Consider the following 20706-nt stretch of genomic DNA (forward strand, 5'->3'; position numbering starts at 1 on the left):
TTATAGCTCCTCGATTAAAACTTGCGAATAGTCCGTAACTCGGTAAATTCTATTCGTGATATTTTTGATTAGCGGCATCTCCTGCACTCTGTGTTTGATGTAAATTTTGCCCTCGCTGATCGTTTCGTTGGTATTCAGCTCAGCCGGCACGGTCACTTCAAAACCTACTGCGACATTGTTTGCCACCAAACGGCGATAAAATGCCTCAAGGCTATCGACTACGTTTTTGAGCACGTCGCGCATCCTCTTATCGATCGCGCGCTTTTGAGCCTGAAAAATCGTCTCGATCGCCGTGTAAAATATAACGTAGGTGTGCATACTGGTAAAATCCTCGTCGCGCGTTTCGCCGCCCCATGCCCTGATACCGTCATCAACGTAAGCTATTGTGATGCCCTCGCTTCTTAGCCTATCGGCTTCGCAGTCCACGCCTTGGATAAACTCGACGTTATCCACGATCGCGGTAATGCCCGGAATTACCCTATTTGAATACGTTTGCGAGAAGCCGTATTCCGTCTCGCTCATGACTTTGGCGTAAAGAGCGATTAAAAACATGCTAAGCGGGCGAATGACCTTATCTACTCTTTTTACTTTTTGAAACGTTATAATCGCCGTTTTTGTGGCTAACGTTTGAACTGCGGCCTTTGCGGTTTGCTCATTTGTCGCATCGACTTCGATAGCATAAACGGCTCTTAGATACTCGCCTAGCTGCTTAAGTTTTTCATAAACGCCTGCGTCGTTGTATTCAGGCGCGGCGATAAATTTAGGCTTTGCCATTACTACGTTTTCGGCTTTTTTGAGCGCGTCGATAGCATTTAGGCAAGATGTTAAATTCTCCTGCTTTTTTGCGCTCGCGTCGCTATTTGTGCTTTGCTTAAACGAGCTTAATACTACTTGCGTATGAATTCCGCATGCCTTTAGGTCTTCAAGCGCGTTTTTAATCGTGCCGCCTTCTACTGCTTTGAGTGCATCCTCGACGGTGCTATAAACGTAAAGCCCAGCGGTTAGTTTGCTGTCGTCGCCGACTATTGCGATCGGGCGGCGATTGTTGATCTCGTATGGGTTTAGCGAGCCGTTATAAAGCTCGACATTGACGCCGTATTTACTTGGCATTTTTTTACCTCACTTTCTAAAATTTATTGATTATTTCCACTTGGAGCTCTTTGTTTAACGTTAGAGCCAAAAAACTTTTTAGAGTGCTAAGACTATTAAAAACGCCCTCATCGCTAAACGTAGATCCCAAAAGTATGCATCCCTCGGTGTGTTTGGGGTAATTGCCCGAATGGATCTCTATATAACGGTCTTTAGGCACTTTTTCGTTGTAAAGCACCGGCAAAACACGGTTAAATCTGGCCGAATGATGCCAAAACACGTCATAAATGCCCTCAGGCATGCGCCTATCTTTGCCGCGTGCGGTAGTATCGGGCCCCGCAGGCTCTAGGGTGTAGCCCTCTAAAAAGATCTTGCCGTTAAAAAGCAGCTCAAATTTGCCGAGCGTGCCGTCTTTGATATTTTTAAATCTCGTGATTTGTAGCTTCATTTTAAATTCCTTTCATAGTCGCTCATTTCATCGCCGCAGTAATCTTTTGAGACCATGGCGTCTATCTTTTTATCTGTGGCTTTGTTGATTTTTCGCCTAGCCCATTCAGCACCCATAAACGCGACAATGCCGCCAAGTGCTAGCGACCCCTCAACTTCGTGTATAACGAGTTTTGCGATAGCAAACGTAGTCCAGCAAAGAAACATCGCCGTAAGAGTAGCGACAGCAAAAGCCAATCTAGTGCGATGCCTCCTGGGCTTTCCGTCATCATCTAACAGCCCCAAGACGCCCCCAATCGCGCCTACTACCAATACCCAAAGCAGATAGAGGTATTCTTTCCAAAGGAAGCTCATCCTATCGCTGCCCCAAAGATCAAGGCTAGCAAGATCGATAAGGCTATCTCTAGCAATCTTTTCTTACTTACCCTAAAGCCCATGATTTTTCGAATTACTAGCTCACTCATTGCTTGCTCCCTTGCTCTTTTCGTTACCTTGCGATGCGCAGCCCTTCAAAAGCTCCTCACAAGTTTTATAGTATTCCATCAACTCGCGTGCGGTTTGTATATCCTCATAATCGTATTTTGGCTTATTTGGCATTTTATTTATACAACGTATCGGAACTAGAACATCTTGATATTCTATTTTAGTTACGATTTGCGGCTCTTTACTAGCACATCCCGCAAATAAGAAAATCGCAATCATAGTTAAGAAAAATTTAACGGGTTTATTTAGACATCTCATTTATCAACTCCTCATAATACCTCAGCTTACTTTGGCATTCATTGTTTAACGGCTCTTTTATCCGCTTAAATCTGGTAACTATTTTTTCTTTGACCGATGCGGCGTCGGGCATTTTAGTTTCGAGTTCTTTAAATTTGGCATTTTGAGCTTCGAGTTTGTCGCCGCAAGCTTTTAAATTCGACTTTTCTATGTCGCGACTTATTTTTTCGGAGGCGAGCTTTATGTTTAGATCGCTTATTTTTTCGATCATGGCGTCATTTGAAATTTTAAAAAAAACGCACGATCCTATTATGATTCCGACTAGTGCGCAAACTATCGCAAGCCATATTTTATTACCGCCCGCAAAACTCGCGACGGCGGATAAAATGGTTTTTATCATTTTTCTCCCCCATACTTTAGCTTATGATAGATGCGAACGCAGATATAGAATAAATTTTGAGTAAAAGCGCCGGCTCCGCACTCTCTCAGAGCCTCTTTTAGTTTAAGATCGGCGAATTTAAACCCTTCGCTTTTGCTTTTAAATTTATCGTTTGGTATAGTCTGGTCGCTAAGGTCGCAAAGATAGTCGTGTAAAACGATAGCCTTTAAGTATTTTGGAATAAAGGGCGGATAAAAGATATAAAAAATCCTCGGGATATTCGCCCCGTTGGTTTTATAGCCTTTTGGTATCGTTATGCCTAAAATTTCAAAGTCCCGCGTAAGCTCATATCTGTTTTCGCAAAGCGGCGTAACGTTTAAGCTCATTGCGCTACTCTCCGAAATCTATATTTACGGCATTTAGCTCGGTTTCGTCTTTGGCGTCCTCGATCATTTTTTCAAGCTGCCATTTTTTGGAGTATAAATTTATGCCTTTGGTTTGTATCGCCGTTTTAACGGCCTTTAGTTGGGCTAGGTCTAAATTTTTACTCGTATTGTCAAACATCCTAAAAGCTATCGTTCCGCCTTTTCCGCACAAATCCATCAGCGTTATTACGTTTATGAGGTATTGCACGCCCGCATCGACTTCGCCTATGTCTTGCACATAAACTTTACTTTTAGACACCGCTTCGTTAAATTTAGCTGCTAAAACTCCTTTTAGGTGTTTCTTGCGACCTTCGATGCTTGCCTCAAAACTACCGGACTCGTTTAAAATCGACGGATTGAGCTCGCTTGTGATCTCGGCAAAAAACCATGCCTCATCGTCGCTGACAAAAGGTTGATTGGTTTGTGGGTTTGTGCTAAGCGCTTTTAGTTTATCTCCGTCTTCATAATATATGGTTTTATTTTTTATCTCTTTATATTGCATTTTTTATCCTTGAACGCTTACTTCAGTGATACGGATGATTTTTCCATTTGTTGAGATATTCTGGTTTATTTCATCTTCTATACTTTTTTTATCCGTGCCGGCCGGATAAATCAACTTAACGACCGGCGCTGCTGGCGACGTAGATGTCGATTGAGCTACCCAAACTATCCAAATATACCCGCTAGGACATACGTCGCAGCTTGGATTTCTTATGATTTTACGCATTGTCTATCTCCTCGTAAGTTATTATGTAGTTTAATTTTTTCCCGGAGTCGCTGTAGTTGCTTCCGGACGCAAACAAGATAAGCTCCTCGTCACTAGCTAAATATAAAGGCGTAGCGGCTCCGCCGATAGCATGCTCGCCCAAAGGCAGGACAACATTTTGAGGAGATTTTTTAAATATAGCAAGCCCCACGTCGTCTCTATGGTACTCGCCTTTTTTTAATTCGTTGGCTCTAACTAAGTTATAAAATTCAACCCGCGTAATCATTAACGTTTTGCCCTCTACTCCGCTAAGCATTACGTGTTTTTGATTGGCTCCCAATACCCGGTCTTTTACTCTTTTAATCTTCATATCCTCTCCTTTATCCGAAAATCAAAGCGTCTAAAAATGCGCTATCGTTAGTTAAATTTAAACTATTTCCGCCGCCAAGTCCTCTTAGCATCTCGTCTATTTCGTTTTTGTTATAAACTCTGCTTTTATCGTATTTTTTGGCGAGCATCTCATCTACTTCTTGCTTGTTATACGTTTTATTTTTGTCCGCTTTTAGTTCTAAAAGCTCGTTTGTTTTTGTTTTCGTGTAGGCGTCGATCTGATTGGGTATTTGGGGGATCAGAGCATCGACTTCTTTTTTCGTGTAGGTATCTTTCTTATCGGCTTTATCGGTTTCTACGTATTTACCCGCAAATTTTTCATTGCACTGCGTTTTGGTGTAAGTGTCTATCTTGTCGGCTTTCTTGCTAAGCTCGAATACCACAAATTCGCGACTCACGCTTGAGATGTCGTTATTGACCGTAAGCGTGATATGCTCGCTACTGCTTACCTCGATCACGAAGCGAATTTTAAGCTCTTTGGCGCTCCCCTCGTCTAAATTGGGCTTATACGTATGAGGCATAGAGGCCACGGCGAAAAGATCGTTTTCATCCGTAAAAATTCCAGCCTCTTTTACGTAAAAGCCACCTTCGCTAGGCGGTATAACGGCTTCCACTATCAGATAGTTGGCATTTTTCGGATCTTGCAAGATCGCAGATACGCCGACGCGAAATTTCTCGTTTTTTAACGACGTTTGATCTCTGCTCGGCTCGCCTTCACCGTCTCCTACGGCTAAATGAGTAAGCTTGATAGGGCGCTTGTTAGCTTTAGACAAAACGATAAGCTCGGCGCCTTTATTAGTAAGTAACGTTTTAAATGACATCGTCGCTCCTTTTTCGGTTATTTTTATTCATATTCCGACCTCCAAAGTCTCGAGTTCGTGCGTGATGACTCCATAATACACTCCTACGTTAGTTTTTAAATTTGTTATAACTTCAGGCATGATACGGACAAATTCGCCATCTACCGCCGCACCTTTATAAATTTCATCCGCTTCTATTTTTAAATTGATTTCAAAACCGCCCAAGGTGGATCGGACGTTTTTATAGTTCTCTATCAAATCGTCGAGTTTTCTAAATTTTTCTTTGCTTAGGTTTTCTTTGCCGGCCGTCATCTTAAGCTTAAAATGGTAAGGCTTGCCGCCGTAGTCTTGCCACTGTTTTAACGTTATATCTTCGTAAAACGACTTTAGCGCTTTTTGAAGAGTAAAAAACGTTCCTTCGAAAAAATAAGTTTTTAAAGGTTCGTTTAAAAGCTCTTTTGTTTCCTCTAGGCTCTGAGACGATGGCTCGACGTCAAAAGTCTGCGCCAAAAAAGCGCGATTAAAATCGTCTTGTTCATAAAAAAAGCGTTTGTCGAATTTAAGCCATTTACGCATTTTTTCGCCCATAACCTCATCGACGCGAAATAAAGTATCGTTGTAGGTTCTTAAGTCAATCATCTTAACTCCTCGCGCGAATAAAATCCGCGCTGCGGCGAGGAGTATAAACACTCCCTCGACCCACCTGAAGCACACCGCCGCTCTCGGCGGCGTCGTAAATTCTGGGTTATTATCATTTTTTTAATCTGCCTTTAAAATTTGCAGACTATTTAGTATTATGAGACTATCGCGATTTGAGTTTGGGATCGGCGTTTTGATTTCTACTGCGCGAGTATTTTCATCAAATGCTATCTCGATGAGCTGTGAAAAATGCGGAGTAAAGCCGATGCCTATGTTCGCAAAATATTCCCTCAGCTTTTCGTCGGCATTTTTTAGCACCTCTGCAAACATATAATCTTGTTTTAGTCGCACTTCGATCACAAGGTCAAATTTGATCTGCGTTGCCTCTTTCATCAGGACATTGTCGGTAAGCGGCACCCTGTCCTTAAGCGCTTCGGATATTTTCGCTTCGGCGATATTTTTTTCATATCTTGAAAAATACACTATCTGCACGACGCCAGGACTCAAATGATAAACGTTAGCCTTTGTGATGCCCTCGATACTTAAAATATAAAAAAGATAGCTTTTTTGGCTTCCCGCGGTGCTAAAACGATGCAAGGCAAGTAAAAATCTATTTCTCAGCTCGTCATCGTTTTCGCGCGCCTTAAAACCGCTAAATGGTTTTGTCATCTTAATTGTTTTGATGTAGATATTCGGGATCTCTAGTGTCGTCGTTTCGTAGTTTTCCTTAAAATACCCGCCCGCTTCAATCTTAACCGTTGCTTCGTCTGCGATGTTTGCATCCTCGAGCAAAAATGCAAAATGCCCCTTTCCGTCAGTAAATTTGCTACCTTTGGGCAGAAAAGTAGCCGAATTTACGCTAATTTCAAGCTCGGCGATCGGCCTTACTTCCTCGTTTCGTTTGATTCCGATTAGCGCCACCAGCTCATCAAGATACTCGCCGGTGCTAAAATTTAGATAGTTATTCGCCACTTTGACATTAATGAGCTCAAAAAAATTATTAAGCCGATATAAAAATATATCGATGAGCGTCATATAATCGTCGCCCACGAGCGGAATATAATCAAGCTTGCCGCTCTTTTGCTTAAATTCCTCAACTATGCTAGCGCGCTCTTTTTCGATGTCGAGAGGCTTGATAAATTGCGGCACTCTTAAAGGTTTCATAAGCTTAGCCTCACTTCGTTTTCTTCAAATTCGCCCTTAGCCGTATAACCGATCCTGATGTCCAAAATATTATCCGCTCGCGGCGTGAGCTCTATTTTAAGGTTTTCTACGCGCGGCTCAAAAGTTAAAATTTGAGATTTTAAATCGCGCTTTAGAGCCAAAAGCTCGCTTAGCGTCATTTTTTTGTCGATATATCTATCTAGTCCAAACGTCGGGCGCAGGGTTTTGGTTAGTTTTGAAGTTTTGCAAATGCGCCTGATACTTTCAAATTCGCTTATTTGATACATCGTTCATCCTAGAAAAATAAGGCGGCGAAAAGGACAAAACGCCGCCTTACGGCTTTAACGAGGACATAATATAAAAATTGGGCTAGAATTTATACAAGGGGATTTCTTACTTCTCGCGCGAATAAAAATCCGCGCTGCGACGAGGAGCGTAAACGCTCCCTCGACCCACCTAAAGATATGCGTTTCGCTACTCGCGAAACAAAATTTAAAGGATTAATGCGAGTGATTTGGCGTATTTCCGCCGTCGTCGATGATCGTTCCGGTAGCGTGAATGTTGCCTTTAACGTTCAAATTTCCGTTTAATGTCACGTCGGCCTTTATCGTAATGCGATCGGCGATTATATTGATGAGTTTTGGAGATAAAATTTCAAGAGTAGAGCTTGACGTGTCGTAGCTTATTATCGTGCCATCCTCATATTGCGTTATCTCTTTAGTTTGGGAGCTTCCTTCAGGCTCGCGGCATCCCTGATTGAAGATCGCACCCACGGCGTATTTAAGCCCGCCGTCTCTTAGTTGATGGACGATTGCCTGCTCCCCTACTCGCGGCGGCGAAAACGTGCGTTTAAATGAGTTCGCATTTTGGACGTAGGGGATGAGCTTTGTTTTCGTGCCTAGGTATTCGACCCTTACCAGGCTTTTATTTTCGCTCACTTCGCAGATCGTGCCGATATATTGCATCAAACGCTCCAAAGCTGCGTATGATAAACGAAACTTAGCCTTAGCTCGGTCATAACGTAGTCCTTATCCAAAACCTCAATATTTGAGCGATTGACGGCGTTAAGCTCCATAAAATTAAATTTACCTTCAAAACTCTTTAGTCTATCTAGCACTTTTAAAAGCAGCTCGTCGTTTTTGCTATAAGATGAAGCGATCAAATTTATGCTCACGCTTAGCTCGTGCTTGATCCGCTCAAAGCTCACCGCTTCCACTGCGTCGTCGGTGTCTTTTATGATGATTAACGGCAGATTGTCTTTGTCAAATACGTAAATTTCAAAAACCTCAACGTTAAAATTTAGGGCATCCAAATGCTTTTTTAAGGCATCCAAGATTTGCGCCCGGATATTTTGAGGTGGCGGAGGCGTGTTGCTTTGGATTGGAACTTGTAGCTCTTCTATAAAATATTTTTTTGACATCAAATTTCTCTCAAAAATAGTCTTTTTAGCACTTGACTTTCGAGCACGCTTTTCGTGATCTCGTATCTAGCGCCTAGTATCTCAATCTCGTCTTTTAATCTTAGATTTTTCGCATCTTCAAGCGTGATTAGGGCGGTTATCTCCGTGCCTACCGCCCCGTTTTCGTAAATCACCTTAGAGTTTGCGTTAAAATGGCATTTGATGAGCTTGTCCGTTCTCATGCATTTCAAATTTATGCCAAAGCTTTGATTTAAGATGCCCTTGACGTCGTTTCTCACCATATCTAGATCAATCATTTATATTGCCGTTTTCGTCAAGTCCTCTGGCGTTAGCATCTTTGTCGCCCTCAGGCGGCTTTTTGTCGTCTTTTTTGGCCTCTTTGCCTTTGTTGGACGCTGATTTTTTAGCTTCTTTTTCGCTGTCGTCTGTGCTTTTCTTTTCCTCTTTGCCATCGTAAGGCGCGATCGCTCCGATGGTTTGCATGCGTGCGATAAAATTTCTATCCGTTCCATCCGGTAGCTCGATAATGTCGCCCTCTTCGCAAAAATCAACGCCGATTAACGTGGCGTATAAAACTATATATTTGCTCATTTTTTACCTTTCTTTTTTACTTTGCAGGCGAGCCGAGCCCGCCTTTACACTAAATTTAAGCAGATGTTTTTGAGATGGCAAAGCTCTTCTCGCGCGCTAGCTTTGCGTCGATGTCGTAAAATGCCTGGAGCAAGACGTTTCCGCCCTCTTGCATTAGCGGCAGGATTTCAAGCGATCCAAACGCTCCGATCCAAATATCCTCAAAGTTTCCAAAGATCACGTCGCCGGCTTTTAAGTTGTTGTTTTTGTAGTAGGCGTATCCTTGAAGATCATTGTCTCCGACGTCGATCAGCATGCGCTCGTTACTATTGCCGCGCTTGGTGCTTCGTAGCTTGCTAATGTCCGTTCCGTTGATAAAAAACTTCGAGTGCTCGGTATCAAGCCCGGCTGCGTCTAGCTTATCGCCAAAGGCCAAGGTAAGCTCCAAAGTAGGAGCAGTCATATATCCGGTCACGGTTGGCACTCCGCTTGTGGCAAATAGCCCTTTTACGACTCCGTTGCCGTAAAGTAGCGTCTGCTCTATCTTTTTGCGGATCGCATCTTTTAGTTTTTTAAACGCAAAGCTTTCAAGCTCGAATGCGCTCATATTTAGCATCGTTCTAGTGATGACGATATTTGCGTTTAGTGTATGCGGGCTTAAAGCGATGCTATCAAAGGTTAGATTTTCGGCGGCGCGTCTTTTGCCCTCCTCGACGAAGTCGGCGGTAATGCTAGACGTATCGCGCGGGATAGTCAAATTTGCGCTTAAATTCGGTAGCCACGTGCAAAAATTTAGTAGTTTGCTGTCTTGCTTTAGTTGCTCGATGAGCAAATCGCCGCGATATTCTCTATTTACCGCGTCGGCTGCCGTCGTCGTGCTTGTTACTCCGTCGGCGAAATTTGCTATAAACTCGTCCGGCAATGCAAAACGCCCGATCTCTTTGCCTCTGTATTCCATCTCACGCGACAAATCGACATTTCTATCTACGGCTGATTTGATGACGTTTGCGAGGCTAAAGCACGCGCTATTATCTCTTTTTGAGAGGATATTTACGGTTTTTATCTCGCTTTTAGCGTTTAGTTCAGCCATTTCTTTGCTGAATTCGGCGTAACTCTTACCTGCGCTTATCGCAGCGAGCGCCTCTTTTTCGCGGCCTAAAATATGGGCTAGCTCAATAATGTTTGCCCTAGTCTCTTCGCTTGATCTTACTTGCTCGTTTAGTTTCGCAAGCTCGCCAGCGCTTGGCGTTGCGGCTAGTTTTGCGCCCTCTTGCGGCGCTGCTTGTTCGTTCATTGGCATTTTCTCTCCTTTTGGTTGATTAAATTTTGATATTTTTGCGTTAGGGTCAGCTCCTTGCCAAACGGCCGAGAGCTCCGTTATCTCGCCCTCATAAATTTGGTAATGTTCCACCCCTTCTATTTTGTCCATTTCTTTTATTTTGTAATTTCCAAATCCAACGCTCACGCTATCGCTAAGCCCGGCTTTATATTTCGCGTAAGCTTCTTTTGAGCTAGCCACCTCATCGCTAAATTTAACCTTGGCCTTAAAATCTCCGTTTTCAAATTTAGTATCGATTATCGCGCCAATTGCATTTGCAAACGTGGGGTCATGGTCTAAATAAAGCGTTTTTGCGTTAAATTTAACCCTGCTAGTATCCACGCTTAGATAATATTCGTCGCCCCAAAAACTAACTCTTTTATGTAGATTGTTTTTTGAGAGCGCGATAAAGCTAATGGTTTTTGCTTCGTCGTCAAACGCCGCATTTTTGCCTAAATTTACGCTAAAATTGCGTGCGTCTTTTAAAATATTCTCATTCACGGCCGCTATTTCCTTTCCTGATTTTTTCTATTTCTTGCAGTTTTTGCACGATTTGCTTCTCCTTTTCCAGCTCGTCGAGATATGTGTCGTATTCGATCCCTTTTTCTCTCAAAACCTCGATGCGCGTTTTAAATCCGCACTCGATCGCTTTGGCATTAGCGCTCACTTCTTTATTTGGATCGATATATTCCCATCCTTGAGGTTTAAAGCTAAAATGATCTAAAATTTCGCCGTATTCTTTGGGCGATATTCTGTTCATCAAAAGCTCTATTTTTAGCCACTCTTTAAAGATGGCGTTGTGCATTTTGCGGCGGAGGAAATTTTGCACGCGTTTAAAGCCCCTTCGCTCGCTCGTCGTGCCTTGACGGATCGAGCTGTAATTTACCTCGCGCAAATCGCCCGTAAGCGTGGCGTAGCTGATGCCTAGCGATCGCGCCACTTCTTGGTTGGTGCTTTTTAGGAAAAACTCGATATTGGTCGGGTTGTGCGGATCGATAAATTTAGGCTCGATGCCCGCGTCCAAATACCTCATCGTGCCAGTTTCCACGTTTTCGGGCAGGTCTATTTTGGCGCTTTCGTTCGTTAGCTCGCCCGTTTCTTCGTCAAACTCCGGAGCGATCCCGCCTATGCCGCCCTCGTCTTTTTGCGTATAAAATCCCGTCATTTCGCTAGCAAGGCGCGCGCGGTTTAACTCGGCTTTTTTAAATTTATCTTTTTGGTGTATGTCAAAAATCGCCGTGGCTAGCTTTGAGTTGCCGCGCGTTTGCTCGGCGATCATCGGTTTTCTTATGTGGATTACGTCTTTTGCTTCGATGCCGATGCGCTCGTTATGGTCTCTTTTTACGAAATACCTCACCGGCGTAAGGCTAAATTTGCTCTGTTTTTCTATGCCGTAAAATATAAATTTACTCTCGTCGGTGTAGTCGCTGTCGATACTCTCGGCGCTTATTAGCTCCATTTTGAGCGTTTCGCCCCGCACGAGCCTGATAAATGCCTCGCCGTCTCTGTAAAGCGCGTTTAGCGTTAGCTCTTCGTAGTCCTCAAAATCATAAACGCCGTAAACGCAGCAGTTTTCCTGCCATCTCCAAAACGCGTTTTGAATTTTGGTGTTTAGATCTTTATTTTTGGTTGCGATGTCGAGGATAAATCCCTGCTCGCCCAAAACCTCGCTATCTATCATGTCGAAAAAACCGCTAGCAAGACTTACGGCAGTGCTTATGCTGCGCGCTTGATGGCGTAAAATTTTATTCGCGCGATCGGGTTCGATATTTCTAACTAGCCGGCTAAGCTCGCCTTGGTTGATCTCGGGGGCTTCGATGCTAGGGTATCTAAACATCTGCACCTTAGCCTTGGGCTTAAAAAATCCGCTCTTGCCTTTGGGTTGCTTTTTAGAAAAAAGGTTAAAAAATTTCATCAATATTTACCACTAAAAACGTATTTAACGTTTGTTTTGCTTGCTCTCATATCTTTTATTAAAAGCGACTTTATGCGCCTTAACTCGTCTATTAGCTCGAGAGGCGAGCGTTTTACTATTCTTACGTTGTCGATTTCGTATTCTTTGATTTCGACGCCGTTGCTTAAATTTAATATGACCGCGTCGATTGCTTCGTTTATTTTTACGATTTTCTCTCTCGGTTTTATGGCGTGCTCCTTGTTGGTTGCAAAGCCGAGCCGAGATGCGGCAGGGCGTTTTCCAGCTACGCTTCGCTACGCGCTAGAAATCCCCCTCGCTCTGCTCGGGTCGCGTTGCTGATTTTGCATAAGCGTCATATTATCAAAGTGGCTTTTTGGTTTATACAAGGGATTTTTAATAATACTTGTGTATAATACACAATATAAGGTTTAAAAAATGAGCAAAAAAAATAAATTATTAAAAGAGCTTGAAAATAACCCGACTAACGTAAGATTTGAAGTCCTAGAAAAGCTTTTGCGAGATAACGGATTTGAGCTAAAAAGTATCAAAGGATCTCATCATAGCTTTTCAAACGGTAAGCTACTGATAACGCTACCTTATCACAAGCCTATGAAAATTTTCTACGTAAAAGCGGTTTTGAAAGCTACTAAAGGAGAGTAAAATGAAAAAAGATCTAGATTATTACTTAAATTTACCGTATAAAATAGAGTTAAAAAAAATCCCACAAAGCGAAGGCGGGGGATGGGGCGCGTTTATGCCTGAATTTAACGGCGTAGCATTTTTTTACGGTGACGGAGAGAGCAAAAACGAGGCCTTGGATGAGCTTGACGCGGCGTTTAGGGCTACTTTGGAAGCTTTACTCGAAAGCGGCGCGACAATACCCGAGCCAGCTAGCGAAGAAAAACGCGTGCGCGTAAACGTAAATTTGCCTAAATCCCTGCTTGAGGCGATCGACAAAGTAAGCTCCAATCGCTCTAAATTTCTAACCGATGCGGCAAATTTAAAGCTAGCGAGGTTGGTTTAAATTTAAGCGTATTGCTTGTAAATTTTAGATTCTTTAAGCTCTTTTAGCGTTTCTTCTATCTCGTAGTTTAGCGCGTTTTGCGTCTCGTCGCTTAAATTTACGCGCATTTTTATTTTATTAGGGAGATTATAAAGCCTATTTGATAGCGTCGAGGCTATATCGCTCAGATCCTTTTCGAGCTTAAAAATTGGCACTACTTCGCCCTTTTTTTCGGCCAAAATTAGCTTTTTTATCTCAGCGTCGGCAAATTCCTTCTGCGCTCTAGCTTCGGTTAGCCCGTAGGTGCTCGTAGCGTTTGCTATTTTATACTCGATATAGCTTTGGACGCACTCTTTTAGATCCCATTTATTGCGCCCGATCTTGGTTATCACACCCTCGTTTTCTAAGTCTTGGATGCGGCGCTGCGTGAGAGATAAAATATCGCTTAGCTCTTTAGTCGTCACGTCCATTTTAACTCCTTAGCGCATGGTAGCGACATAGATGTCATTAGCATGCATCTTCTGATTTTGTAAAAAGCGATAGTTCGCTTTCACATTTTGCTTTTAGCGCGCGTTTTTGCTCGGCGATGTTTTGGATATGATGCTTTAGTTTGAGGTTGCCTTTGGCAAAATTCTCTATAATGAGATCTATCATGTCACTCTTTTTCATCTCATAAGCTTCGCAAAGTAGCTCAAAAGTAGATGCGTTGTCGATGCTGATCGTAAAATCGTATCGCGTTTTTTTGATTTTTAGATTGTCATGGATTTTTATCATCTCTTGCCCTTTAACGCCAAATTTAGCATTTTTGCGCCGGCATAAGCCAAAAGCGTAATGTCTAGCGCCTCGTTTCGATCCCTGGTTTTTACCCATCGCAGTTTTAAATATCCGTTTTTGTCTTTGGTTTTTTCTATTTTTTCAGACGTAAGCTGCTTAAAAAACTCCTCTTTGTAGCTCTCGCTAAAATGGAAATAACCCGCACCCGGCTCGTCAATGCGTAGCAATCGGTAGAGCTCGCTTTTGCCTGCATACGTTCCAATCGGCATAAATTTTACGCCCCTTTGGATGATTTTTATCTTGTTTAAAAAAGCAGCTTTACCGCTTTGCTCGCTCAGGCCTTTTGTGGCGATGAAGTTTTTATTTAAACTGACTAGGCGATAAACTCGCTCGGTATTAAATCCGCTATCGATTAGAGCAAGCGAGATAACAAGACTTCTGCCGTCTTCTTTTTTAAATTTCTTACAAAGATATTTATACGTATCCGCCCAAACTTTATCCTGGTCGGTATTGCCCCAAATTTGAACGTGCTCGATACAATATGCCTCTAGTCCCCTGCCCCAGCCGATGAAGTTTATCTCAGTGCGATTATCTTGAATATCCACGCCGGCGGTTATAAATTTAACCTCAGCCGGTAGGCTTTGATCGTTATAGCTCTCAATTCTATTTAAAAATTCGTTTTCGTCAATCTTGATCGCCGGCGGCTCGAAGCTCTCGCATTTAATGGTATTGATAAAGGTTTGGAGTTTAAGGTGATTGTCTTTTGAACGATACCAATCCTTTACGACGTCCTCCATCGTGTAAAATGGGCTATAAAGCGCGTTTAGGAAAAACCCTGCGACGTCCGAGCGCGGATTGCCGGCGATCCACTCGCCGCCCTTTACTGCCTCGTTTTTTTGCTGCTCGGTCAAAAGCGCGCCGCATTCGCAGCACTGATAGCGCGCGCTCTCAAAGATCGGCGCGTCGCTCTCATCTTTATCCCACGCTAAAAACTCAAACTTCATCGTTTGAGCAAAACCGCACTCCGGGCATTTGATATAAAATTTTCGCTGATCGCTAAGCTCATATTCGCCCTCTATCGTTGAGCTACCCTTGACCGTCGGCGTCGAGCTTATAATGATTTTGCGGTCAAAAAACGTTTTTGTGCGCTTTTCGGCTAGCTCGATACTATCGCCCTCTTTGGTAGGCTCGCATCGATCGGCCTCATCCACTAGCAAAATTTTTATCGGCTTACTTGCTAGTTTGCTTGGGCTATTTGAGCCCACCAGCGCAAGGTTGCCGCCTTTAAAGTTTTTGATTAGGATCGTATCGTTTGCATCGTTTGAGGTTATGAGATCGTTTAAAACATTGCAATCTCTAAACATCGGAGCTAAACGGCGTTTTGAATAATCCTTGGCGTCCGTATCGTTTGGGAGTAAAAATAAAATAGTGCTAGGCTCTTGATGAATAAAATAACCGATAGCATTATTAATCGTTTCGCTTTTGCCGACTTGCGATCCCCAAAGCAGAACTATTTTGCGGCGCTTAGGGTTTGAGATTTCATTCATCGGCTCAACTTGATACGAAAATGCTTTAAACCTTCCGTAGTTGCTTGAGCTCTCACGACTCAGAATTCTAAACTTCTCAGCCCACTGCGTTAAATTTAACCTCGGTTTGATAAAAATCGCATTTGCGAAAATATCTATAATTTTACCCATTACGTTTTTTGATTTTATGATTTTATAAAAGTTGGTTTGTAGTCAGTGGCTCTGTTAATGTCTTTATTTTAGCATTTTTTAGATAAAAATTCAAATTAAAAGCCCCTAAAATACGGCTTTTAACAATGTTTTTATAATTTTTTTATATGAAATTATACTTTTTAAGTTTTTATCTCTTTTTTTATTTAAATTTACTAACAAAAAGCCCTTAAAAACGAAAACGAACCCCCTTAAGTTTCATTATATCTCTCAACTTTTCGCGCGTGAGCCCCCGCAGTAGAAATATTCCCCCAGAAGAACCTAAGTTTATTTGAGCTTATTTGCACCGCTATTAAGAGAGGCTTGCACGTTACGTTTTTAGTTGGATTGCACGCTAACGTTTTAAAATAAACCGCTCACGCATCGCCCACGTCGCCGTTATAGGCGTTTTTTGTATCCGTATAGTTAAGCGGACTTTAAGCAAATCAATAACCCGCGAGTTAAGCGGACTTTAAGCGAGTGTATATCGGGAATTTATCGGAAATTAAGCTACCTCGCGCGCTGCCACGTGTATAAATTTAGCCGCCTGATTTGATACACTCCACACAAAAAAGGTAATAAATGTTAATCGTCATCGATCGTTATATTTTTGAAGTAAAGCACAATATTTTAAGCATATCAAAAACCACTAGCATAAACTTTGACAAGCAAAACACCATCACAAAGCCCGTTTATACCCACCTGGGCGGATACGAGGACGAGGTCAGTTTTGAGGCCGTGATATTACTTGAGGATATGGCGGAGTTTGCCGGCTTTGAGGAGCTCGTTAAGCTCGGTAAGCCGCTTGACATTTCGACTTTTGATCTCGCCGACGATAGGAGGATCTTTATCACCAAGCTCACCCAAACCGTCGCAAATTTCGTTAAAACTCAGCTAAACGGCGTAACCTACTACACAAAAAAGCTGCAAATTTCGGGATATTTGATAGGAAGGGCAAACTAGGCGCAATGAGCTCTAATCGCAATCATCAAGTCCTTTTACGACTAGAACGCGACGTTATTAACGCCATGAATAGAACTTTAACGCGTGCAAAGAAAGAGCAACATAGCCACCTATGTAAACGCCTAAATATAGACAAAAAACTACTATCTAAAAGGCTAAAGCCGTATCGAGCAAGACTAAACGATTTAAAAATAAAAATAAAAACGTTCAACGAAAAAATATCCATTAGAGATTTGAAATACGAATCGGGTAGCAACGGTAGCGCAAGAATAATGCCGAGACACGGGATAGTCATAACACTCAAGCACTATAAAATTCAGAAAAATAAAACAAATAAAAAAGATTTTTTTATTTCGCATAAACCCTATAAAATACCGGGCTTCATCACAAAAACCGCATCAAAAGAAGGCATCGTCTCAAGCTATAAAACAAAAAACGGCGTCAAGTATAGCGCACCCAGACCTTATACCACCATAACGCACATGAACGCCGCTATAGTCGATTTTACGCAAAAGGATATAGACGTTATCCTCAATAAAGCCCAAGAAATCTTTAATCAGGAGTTATCAAAATGAAATACCTAGCCAAAGACGGCGACACGTTAGACATGATCTGTTACAAACACTACAATAGCCTAAACGATAACGTTTACTCGCAGTTTTTAAGAGCCAACGAGCATCTTTTGGGCAAAGAAAAACTATCGGGCGGCGATGTCGTAAATTTGCCTGATATAGAAGTCAAAGCCGCAGTAAAGGTTACGTATCTATGGGATTAGCGCGTTTGCTCCCGCTTCTTGGTTTAGCGTATATCAGCGTTTCGTTTTTGCCCGCGAGTTTCTTAGCCTCTTTTTCGCTTTTCACGATATAGACGTTTATCACGTTGTTGCTTCCGTATATCGCGATGTTGTCGCTTCCGATAGCTACTACTTGCGGGCTCTCTCGCATCTTTGCGCCTTTATTTCACGTATTCTGCTATCGCGTCTATCATCGCGGCATTGGCTTGCTTGACGAGATTTAGCGCGTTTATTATCTTTTCTTTTTGCGGCTCGCTCACATAGCTTTTACCCGCCATTTGACGCTTTAACAGGGCGATTTTGCGGTTTTTGGCCGCTATTTTCGCTCTTTGCCCGCTCTCGCTTTTGCGGCGCGACCTCTTTAGAAGCTCCTCTTGCATAAGATTAAAGGCCTTGATGTATTCGATTTTCCACTTATACGCCCTCTCGCCCGTAAATCCCATTACGAGCAAAGCAAAGCCGTCTTTAGTGATCTTATACATCGGCAGTTTGCGCCCCGTGCTATCGACATACTCACTCACCTTAAAATTAAGGCGAGTAAATTCATCAGACGGAAGCTCGCTGATTTTAGCCAAAACATTATCGTGCCTTTTCTCGAAAACCTCGGCTATCTGAAGCGAAGTCGTGAAAATTTTACTCCTGACGGCCAAAAGCTCCACCTCGCAGTTATTTATTATCATCGTTTGCATTTTTCGTCCTTTCTTAGATCTTCGACCTCTTTTTCTAGGCGAGTTATTCGCCGCTCGTCCACGCCTACCCAAGCCGCCAAAACGGCTATCAATATAAACTCGATGCTCATTTCCGCTCCTTTATGATATAATCTAACTCGGAAAAGATGAAAACCCCATCGCGGGGGCCGGTCTAGCTCGTAAAGAGTTTGACTATCGCCGTTACGTAAAAGGCGATTTGCAAGATTGTCGCGATCAACCTTAGCTTTTTCATCTTTTCCTCCTTTCGTTTGGATTTAAAACAAATGATTTATTTGTTTTATGAGTGAATTATAACATATTTTAGTTGTATTGTCAATAGCTTTATAAATATTTTAGTTATTTTTATATAAAATAACAAATATTTTATTTGTAAAGGTATTAAATGAATTATGATGAATTTGAAAATAAACTAAAAGCAATAAATTTAAGTAAAAAAGAATTTTCTGAAATGGTTAAAATGAGCTATACCGGCGTAACAAATTGGAAGCAAACGAATGCTATACCTGGATGGGTCGATAGCTGGCTGGAAAATTACGAAAAAGGCAAAACCCTCGACGAGCTTTTAAACCTCATCGAAAAATACAGAAAATAAACAGTTCTATCCATATGTTATAAATTACTCACTGAGCCGAAAATTCGGCTCAGTAAATCCGCGCTTGTATGCTTTAATCTCTCAAATATCCTAAAATACACAAAAACAAAGGATATTTTATGCCAAGCTCCGTTTATTTAAGCCCCAAAGTGCAAATTTTTTATAACGGCGTCGATAAAACCTCAGCTATGGACTGGATCAACATCAGCATAACCGACAATGAAGGCAAAGACACCGACAAGCTCAACATTACGCTAGGATACGGCAGTCCAGCGCCGCGCTTTAAAGACAGTATCGAGATTTATATCGATGGCTTCTTTTTAGGGCACTTCATTATTGCCACCATTAAGACAAAATATAAAAGAATTTACGATATAGAGGCTATTTCGGCCAATTTTATGAGCTCATTAAAAGATCGCAAAAGCAGATCGCACATCAAGCTCAGTTATAAGCAAATCATCGAAAATATCGCCAAAGAGCACGGACTAAACACTAAGATAAATTTTGATCGTTCAAACGAAGTCGTAGAGCTTGAGCAGCACGACATGAGCGACGCCGCGTTTTGCGAAAAGATAGCAAATGACCTAGATTTAACCTTTAGTATCAAAAACAAAACGATGATTTTTATCGACAGAGACAAAGTTGCGGATCGCGTGGAATATAGCCTTAACGAGGATGAGTATTTGGAGCTAAATTTTGAGCAAACCGAAATCCCCAATTACGCCTCATGCGAGGTTACGTGGCGAGATACTAAGGCGGGGCAAGATAAAGTAACTATAGCCGGCAGTGGAGCGCCGGTGCTAAAAAGGCAGATTTTTTCAGCAGATAACGAGGCTGAGGCGCTCAAAATCGCAAAAAGCTATCTACAAGGCAAACAAAATAGCGTTTTTAAGGGCAATGTAAGATGTATGGGCGTGCCGTTTTTCGCCGGCGGATACTTAAATTTACAAATAGAGAGTGAAATAAAACGAGTCATCATAAAAAAGATCACGCACACCGTAAACAAATCATGGATCAGCGACATAGAATTTTTTTAAATTTAACGATTTTTGTTACGGTTCGATACACGATTTTATCAAAATTAGACCAAATTTTTTTACGGAGTTAAAACGGAGTAAAGCAAACCTTAAGAATATAAATGCGTATTTTTGGCGCTTTTATACTTACATATTAATCCGACCTCGGGCACCATTATACAAAATGATCCCAAAAACAATCGCAATTAGAAACCCTAGCGAATCTCCGAATAGACGTTGTATCAAGTAAAAATAAATTATAACTTCGCTTAGCTAAGATTAAATATTTTTGCTAAATTTTAACCATTTTTTCGACATAATTCTTGCAAAACTCTTATAATTAAAGAAAAAAGTTTCATACAAAAACGCATATCTTTTTTCGCAAATCGACCTACGAGTCGAAAACAAACGAATAATAGAAAGAAAACAATCGGGCTATAACAAAGAGACGGAAAATTTTATCAGGCGAATTTTCTTGCATTCTATATTTTTAGAAACTCTATAAATCAAAAAAGATTTATCCTACTTGCCCTATGAAACCTTCATTTACGGTCCTAAAATCTAGCGATTTTTTCCAAAATAACAACACAACTTACGCCACTCTTTGACGCTTAACTCGTCGCAAGAAATCATTGCGGCAAAATACAAGCCTCGTATATTTAAACGCCGATAAAAATCCCAAATCAAAGCCAAATTTTACGGTAAATTTAGCTCCCGAGTATCGGTTTGTCAAATTTAAAACCGCATCTCCGAGTAAAATCAAACACCCAAATACAAAATCGGCTCCCGTAAATTTAACCGAAAGCCGATTTGCAAATTTACCGAATTTTAAGGTCAGAGCGAGCGAAATTTATGCCGAGCATCTCCAGCTTGTTCGCCAAGTACCGCCTAAGCCGGAGCCACCGTATCCGCGCCAAACCAACTGGCCCAAACCGCTAAAAACCGCCTCGACTCCTGTCGTATGCCAAGTTTGCTCAAGCCATCCGTTTTAGTCGGCTCAAATTTACCGAAGTCAAATTTGACATAAATTTAGCTCCGCGTGCGCCCGCTTACTCGATCTTAAAATAATCGTCCAAACCGCTAAATTTTATCGACAAATTCCGTCCAAACCGCCGTATCCTCCCAAGCTACCATAGCCCAAAACGGCCCAAACCAGAC

33 protein-coding genes are annotated in these 20706 nt (G+C 42.0%); 8 read left to right on the forward strand and 25 right to left on the reverse strand.

The window, feature by feature from the left end; genetic code table 11:
- From CRECT_RS06785 to CRECT_RS06875, 19 genes are all read right to left on the reverse strand, one after another.
- Entirely contained in the window at positions 1-1110 is a 1110-nt protein-coding gene (locus tag CRECT_RS06785; protein WP_002944713.1) for a phage tail sheath protein, read from the reverse strand.
- A gap of 16 nt (positions 1111-1126) precedes the next feature.
- Complete coding sequence (locus CRECT_RS06790; protein WP_002944674.1) at positions 1127-1537, reverse strand: DUF5675 family protein; 411 nt, start codon at positions 1535-1537, stop codon at positions 1127-1129.
- Positions 1534-1890 (reverse strand): hypothetical protein, encoded by a 357-nt coding sequence (locus tag CRECT_RS06795; RefSeq protein WP_050771490.1) that lies wholly within the window; start codon positions 1888-1890, stop codon positions 1534-1536. The genes CRECT_RS06790 and CRECT_RS06795 overlap by 4 nt, the downstream gene beginning before the upstream one ends.
- A gap of 102 nt (positions 1891-1992) precedes the next feature.
- Complete coding sequence (locus tag CRECT_RS06800; RefSeq protein ID WP_002944602.1) at positions 1993-2277, reverse strand: hypothetical protein; 285 nt, start codon at positions 2275-2277, stop codon at positions 1993-1995.
- On the reverse strand, positions 2261-2656 hold the full coding sequence (locus tag CRECT_RS06805) for a hypothetical protein (protein ID WP_002944578.1): 396 nt from the start codon (positions 2654-2656) through the stop codon (positions 2261-2263). The genes CRECT_RS06800 and CRECT_RS06805 overlap by 17 nt, the downstream gene beginning before the upstream one ends.
- Positions 2653-3021, reverse strand: coding sequence for a DUF1353 domain-containing protein (locus tag CRECT_RS06810; RefSeq protein WP_002944594.1), 369 nt, complete (start codon positions 3019-3021; stop codon positions 2653-2655). Before CRECT_RS06810 ends, CRECT_RS06805 begins: the two co-directional genes overlap by 4 nt.
- Before the next feature lie 4 nt (positions 3022-3025).
- Positions 3026-3562, reverse strand: coding sequence for a DUF4376 domain-containing protein (locus CRECT_RS06815; protein WP_002944608.1), 537 nt, complete (start codon positions 3560-3562; stop codon positions 3026-3028).
- 3 nt (positions 3563-3565) lie between these two features.
- The gene (locus CRECT_RS06820; protein WP_039888133.1) at positions 3566-3787 is read right to left on the reverse strand and encodes a hypothetical protein; all 222 of its coding nucleotides are present in this window, start codon (positions 3785-3787) and stop codon (positions 3566-3568) included.
- A complete protein-coding gene (locus tag CRECT_RS06825) occupies positions 3780-4136 on the reverse strand; it encodes a hypothetical protein (protein WP_002944563.1) in 357 nt (118 codons plus the stop codon). Before CRECT_RS06825 ends, CRECT_RS06820 begins: the two co-directional genes overlap by 8 nt.
- 10 nt (positions 4137-4146) lie before the next feature.
- On the reverse strand, positions 4147-4977 hold the full coding sequence (locus tag CRECT_RS06830; RefSeq protein WP_002944601.1) for a phage tail protein: 831 nt from the start codon (positions 4975-4977) through the stop codon (positions 4147-4149).
- Between the two features lie 27 nt (positions 4978-5004).
- On the reverse strand, positions 5005-5595 hold the full coding sequence (locus tag CRECT_RS06835; protein ID WP_002944590.1) for a phage tail protein: 591 nt from the start codon (positions 5593-5595) through the stop codon (positions 5005-5007).
- 120 nt (positions 5596-5715) lie between these two features.
- Positions 5716-6759, reverse strand: a complete 1044-nt coding sequence (locus tag CRECT_RS06840; RefSeq protein ID WP_002944708.1) for a baseplate J/gp47 family protein — start codon at positions 6757-6759, stop codon at positions 5716-5718.
- A complete protein-coding gene (locus tag CRECT_RS06845) occupies positions 6756-7046 on the reverse strand; it encodes a GPW/gp25 family protein (protein ID WP_002944638.1) in 291 nt (96 codons plus the stop codon). The genes CRECT_RS06840 and CRECT_RS06845 overlap by 4 nt, the downstream gene beginning before the upstream one ends.
- A 213-nt stretch (positions 7047-7259) precedes the next feature.
- A complete protein-coding gene (locus CRECT_RS06850) occupies positions 7260-7724 on the reverse strand; it encodes a phage baseplate assembly protein V (RefSeq protein WP_157752380.1) in 465 nt (154 codons plus the stop codon).
- Positions 7724-8179 carry a hypothetical protein gene (locus CRECT_RS06855; RefSeq protein WP_002944552.1) on the reverse strand — a complete coding sequence of 152 codons (456 nt, stop codon included), beginning with the start codon at positions 8177-8179 and terminating at the stop codon, positions 7724-7726. Before CRECT_RS06855 ends, CRECT_RS06850 begins: the two co-directional genes overlap by 1 nt.
- Positions 8179-8475: a hypothetical protein gene (locus CRECT_RS06860; RefSeq protein WP_002944531.1), complete on the reverse strand. Its 297-nt coding sequence runs from the start codon at positions 8473-8475 to the stop codon at positions 8179-8181. The genes CRECT_RS06855 and CRECT_RS06860 overlap by 1 nt, the downstream gene beginning before the upstream one ends.
- On the reverse strand, positions 8468-8770 hold the full coding sequence (locus CRECT_RS06865; RefSeq protein ID WP_002944720.1) for a hypothetical protein: 303 nt from the start codon (positions 8768-8770) through the stop codon (positions 8468-8470). Before CRECT_RS06865 ends, CRECT_RS06860 begins: the two co-directional genes overlap by 8 nt.
- A 55-nt stretch (positions 8771-8825) precedes the next feature.
- The gene (locus CRECT_RS06870; RefSeq protein ID WP_002944548.1) at positions 8826-10568 is read right to left on the reverse strand and encodes a phage major capsid protein; all 1743 of its coding nucleotides are present in this window, start codon (positions 10566-10568) and stop codon (positions 8826-8828) included.
- On the reverse strand, positions 10561-11982 hold the full coding sequence (locus CRECT_RS06875) for a phage portal protein (RefSeq protein ID WP_002944649.1): 1422 nt from the start codon (positions 11980-11982) through the stop codon (positions 10561-10563). Before CRECT_RS06875 ends, CRECT_RS06870 begins: the two co-directional genes overlap by 8 nt.
- Positions 11983-12417: 435 nt before the next feature.
- On the opposite strand from CRECT_RS06875, the gene CRECT_RS06880 reads away from it, so the two are divergent.
- Together CRECT_RS06880 and CRECT_RS06885 are read left to right on the forward strand one after the other, a co-directional pair.
- On the forward strand, positions 12418-12642 hold the full coding sequence (locus tag CRECT_RS06880; protein ID WP_002944650.1) for a type II toxin-antitoxin system HicA family toxin: 225 nt from the start codon (positions 12418-12420) through the stop codon (positions 12640-12642).
- A 1-nt stretch (position 12643) separates the two neighbouring features.
- Complete coding sequence (locus tag CRECT_RS06885) at positions 12644-13006, forward strand: type II toxin-antitoxin system HicB family antitoxin (protein WP_002944673.1); 363 nt, start codon at positions 12644-12646, stop codon at positions 13004-13006.
- A 2-nt stretch (positions 13007-13008) separates the two neighbouring features.
- On the opposite strand, the gene CRECT_RS06890 is transcribed toward CRECT_RS06885, so the two are convergent.
- Genes CRECT_RS06890 through CRECT_RS06900 form a run of 3 tightly spaced genes read right to left on the reverse strand, consistent with a single transcriptional unit; the run spans position 13009 to position 15456 of the window.
- Positions 13009-13455 (reverse strand): DUF1441 family protein, encoded by a 447-nt coding sequence (locus CRECT_RS06890; RefSeq protein ID WP_002944574.1) that lies wholly within the window; start codon positions 13453-13455, stop codon positions 13009-13011.
- A 37-nt stretch (positions 13456-13492) separates the two neighbouring features.
- Positions 13493-13759, reverse strand: a complete 267-nt coding sequence (locus tag CRECT_RS06895; RefSeq protein WP_002944571.1) for a hypothetical protein — start codon at positions 13757-13759, stop codon at positions 13493-13495.
- Positions 13756-15456 (reverse strand): phage terminase large subunit family protein, encoded by a 1701-nt coding sequence (locus tag CRECT_RS06900; RefSeq protein ID WP_171992700.1) that lies wholly within the window; start codon positions 15454-15456, stop codon positions 13756-13758. Before CRECT_RS06900 ends, CRECT_RS06895 begins: the two co-directional genes overlap by 4 nt.
- 600 nt (positions 15457-16056) lie before the next feature.
- On the opposite strand from CRECT_RS06900, the gene CRECT_RS06905 reads away from it, so the two are divergent.
- The 3 genes from CRECT_RS06905 to CRECT_RS06915 all read left to right on the forward strand — a co-directional run bounded on the left by CRECT_RS06905 (position 16057) and on the right by CRECT_RS06915 (position 17212).
- The gene (locus CRECT_RS06905; protein WP_002944562.1) at positions 16057-16437 is read left to right on the forward strand and encodes a hypothetical protein; all 381 of its coding nucleotides are present in this window, start codon (positions 16057-16059) and stop codon (positions 16435-16437) included.
- Between the two features lie 272 nt (positions 16438-16709).
- Positions 16710-17012, forward strand: coding sequence for a hypothetical protein (locus CRECT_RS06910; RefSeq protein WP_157752381.1), 303 nt, complete (start codon positions 16710-16712; stop codon positions 17010-17012).
- Entirely contained in the window at positions 17009-17212 is a 204-nt protein-coding gene (locus tag CRECT_RS06915; protein ID WP_002944677.1) for a tail protein X, read from the forward strand. The genes CRECT_RS06910 and CRECT_RS06915 overlap by 4 nt, the downstream gene beginning before the upstream one ends.
- Here the strand turns inward: CRECT_RS06915 and CRECT_RS06920 are convergent.
- Genes CRECT_RS06920 through CRECT_RS12970 form a run of 3 tightly spaced genes read right to left on the reverse strand, consistent with a single transcriptional unit; the run spans position 17193 to position 18029 of the window.
- Positions 17193-17381 (reverse strand): hypothetical protein, encoded by a 189-nt coding sequence (locus CRECT_RS06920; protein WP_002944652.1) that lies wholly within the window; start codon positions 17379-17381, stop codon positions 17193-17195. The two genes, CRECT_RS06915 and CRECT_RS06920, sit on opposite strands and share 20 nt — an antisense overlap.
- A 10-nt stretch (positions 17382-17391) precedes the next feature.
- The gene (locus tag CRECT_RS06925; protein WP_002944714.1) at positions 17392-17919 is read right to left on the reverse strand and encodes a Rha family transcriptional regulator; all 528 of its coding nucleotides are present in this window, start codon (positions 17917-17919) and stop codon (positions 17392-17394) included.
- Positions 17907-18029, reverse strand: a complete 123-nt coding sequence (locus tag CRECT_RS12970) for a hypothetical protein (protein ID WP_002944636.1) — start codon at positions 18027-18029, stop codon at positions 17907-17909. The genes CRECT_RS06925 and CRECT_RS12970 overlap by 13 nt, the downstream gene beginning before the upstream one ends.
- Positions 18030-18322: 293 nt before the next feature.
- Between CRECT_RS12970 and CRECT_RS06930 the strand changes: the two genes are divergently transcribed.
- The 3 genes from CRECT_RS06930 (at position 18323) to CRECT_RS06940 (ending at position 20540) form a co-directional block, all read left to right on the forward strand.
- Positions 18323-18532, forward strand: coding sequence for a hypothetical protein (locus CRECT_RS06930; RefSeq protein WP_002944697.1), 210 nt, complete (start codon positions 18323-18325; stop codon positions 18530-18532).
- A gap of 119 nt (positions 18533-18651) precedes the next feature.
- Positions 18652-19569: a phage late control D family protein gene (locus CRECT_RS06935; protein ID WP_002944624.1), complete on the forward strand. Its 918-nt coding sequence runs from the start codon at positions 18652-18654 to the stop codon at positions 19567-19569.
- A gap of 611 nt (positions 19570-20180) precedes the next feature.
- Positions 20181-20540 (forward strand): hypothetical protein, encoded by a 360-nt coding sequence (locus CRECT_RS06940; RefSeq protein ID WP_002944564.1) that lies wholly within the window; start codon positions 20181-20183, stop codon positions 20538-20540.
- Positions 20541-20706: the final 166 nt, after the last annotated feature.

The sequence above is a fragment of the Campylobacter rectus genome, assembly GCF_004803795.1.
GTDB classification, from domain to species: domain Bacteria; phylum Campylobacterota; class Campylobacteria; order Campylobacterales; family Campylobacteraceae; genus Campylobacter_A; species Campylobacter_A rectus.

Coding starts and splice junctions, on each gene's coding strand:
- CRECT_RS06785 (WP_002944713.1), bottom strand. CDS start 1,110: ATGCCAAGTAAATACGGCGTCAATGTCGAGCTTTATAACGGCTCGCTA.
- CRECT_RS06790 (WP_002944674.1), bottom strand. CDS start 1,537: ATGAAGCTACAAATCACGAGATTTAAAAATATCAAAGACGGCACGCTC.
- CRECT_RS06795 (WP_050771490.1), bottom strand. CDS start 1,890: ATGAGCTTCCTTTGGAAAGAATACCTCTATCTGCTTTGGGTATTGGTA.
- CRECT_RS06800 (WP_002944602.1), bottom strand. CDS start 2,277: ATGAGATGTCTAAATAAACCCGTTAAATTTTTCTTAACTATGATTGCG.
- CRECT_RS06805 (WP_002944578.1), bottom strand. CDS start 2,656: ATGATAAAAACCATTTTATCCGCCGTCGCGAGTTTTGCGGGCGGTAAT.
- CRECT_RS06810 (WP_002944594.1), bottom strand. CDS start 3,021: ATGAGCTTAAACGTTACGCCGCTTTGCGAAAACAGATATGAGCTTACG.
- CRECT_RS06815 (WP_002944608.1), bottom strand. CDS start 3,562: ATGCAATATAAAGAGATAAAAAATAAAACCATATATTATGAAGACGGA.
- CRECT_RS06820 (WP_039888133.1), bottom strand. CDS start 3,787: ATGCGTAAAATCATAAGAAATCCAAGCTGCGACGTATGTCCTAGCGGG.
- CRECT_RS06825 (WP_002944563.1), bottom strand. CDS start 4,136: ATGAAGATTAAAAGAGTAAAAGACCGGGTATTGGGAGCCAATCAAAAA.
- CRECT_RS06830 (WP_002944601.1), bottom strand. CDS start 4,977: ATGTCATTTAAAACGTTACTTACTAATAAAGGCGCCGAGCTTATCGTT.
- CRECT_RS06835 (WP_002944590.1), bottom strand. CDS start 5,595: ATGATTGACTTAAGAACCTACAACGATACTTTATTTCGCGTCGATGAG.
- CRECT_RS06840 (WP_002944708.1), bottom strand. CDS start 6,759: ATGAAACCTTTAAGAGTGCCGCAATTTATCAAGCCTCTCGACATCGAA.
- CRECT_RS06845 (WP_002944638.1), bottom strand. CDS start 7,046: ATGTATCAAATAAGCGAATTTGAAAGTATCAGGCGCATTTGCAAAACT.
- CRECT_RS06850 (WP_157752380.1), bottom strand. CDS start 7,724: ATGCAATATATCGGCACGATCTGCGAAGTGAGCGAAAATAAAAGCCTG.
- CRECT_RS06855 (WP_002944552.1), bottom strand. CDS start 8,179: ATGTCAAAAAAATATTTTATAGAAGAGCTACAAGTTCCAATCCAAAGC.
- CRECT_RS06860 (WP_002944531.1), bottom strand. CDS start 8,475: ATGATTGATCTAGATATGGTGAGAAACGACGTCAAGGGCATCTTAAAT.
- CRECT_RS06865 (WP_002944720.1), bottom strand. CDS start 8,770: ATGAGCAAATATATAGTTTTATACGCCACGTTAATCGGCGTTGATTTT.
- CRECT_RS06875 (WP_002944649.1), bottom strand. CDS start 11,982: ATGAAATTTTTTAACCTTTTTTCTAAAAAGCAACCCAAAGGCAAGAGC.
- CRECT_RS06880 (WP_002944650.1), top strand. CDS start 12,418: ATGAGCAAAAAAAATAAATTATTAAAAGAGCTTGAAAATAACCCGACT.
- CRECT_RS06885 (WP_002944673.1), top strand. CDS start 12,644: ATGAAAAAAGATCTAGATTATTACTTAAATTTACCGTATAAAATAGAG.
- CRECT_RS06890 (WP_002944574.1), bottom strand. CDS start 13,455: ATGGACGTGACGACTAAAGAGCTAAGCGATATTTTATCTCTCACGCAG.
- CRECT_RS06895 (WP_002944571.1), bottom strand. CDS start 13,759: ATGATAAAAATCCATGACAATCTAAAAATCAAAAAAACGCGATACGAT.
- CRECT_RS06900 (WP_171992700.1), bottom strand. CDS start 15,456: ATGGGTAAAATTATAGATATTTTCGCAAATGCGATTTTTATCAAACCG.
- CRECT_RS06905 (WP_002944562.1), top strand. CDS start 16,057: ATGTTAATCGTCATCGATCGTTATATTTTTGAAGTAAAGCACAATATT.
- CRECT_RS06910 (WP_157752381.1), top strand. CDS start 16,710: ATGCCGAGACACGGGATAGTCATAACACTCAAGCACTATAAAATTCAG.
- CRECT_RS06915 (WP_002944677.1), top strand. CDS start 17,009: ATGAAATACCTAGCCAAAGACGGCGACACGTTAGACATGATCTGTTAC.
- CRECT_RS06920 (WP_002944652.1), bottom strand. CDS start 17,381: ATGCGAGAGAGCCCGCAAGTAGTAGCTATCGGAAGCGACAACATCGCG.
- CRECT_RS06925 (WP_002944714.1), bottom strand. CDS start 17,919: ATGCAAACGATGATAATAAATAACTGCGAGGTGGAGCTTTTGGCCGTC.
- CRECT_RS12970 (WP_002944636.1), bottom strand. CDS start 18,029: ATGAGCATCGAGTTTATATTGATAGCCGTTTTGGCGGCTTGGGTAGGC.
- CRECT_RS06930 (WP_002944697.1), top strand. CDS start 18,323: ATGAATTATGATGAATTTGAAAATAAACTAAAAGCAATAAATTTAAGT.
- CRECT_RS06935 (WP_002944624.1), top strand. CDS start 18,652: ATGCCAAGCTCCGTTTATTTAAGCCCCAAAGTGCAAATTTTTTATAAC.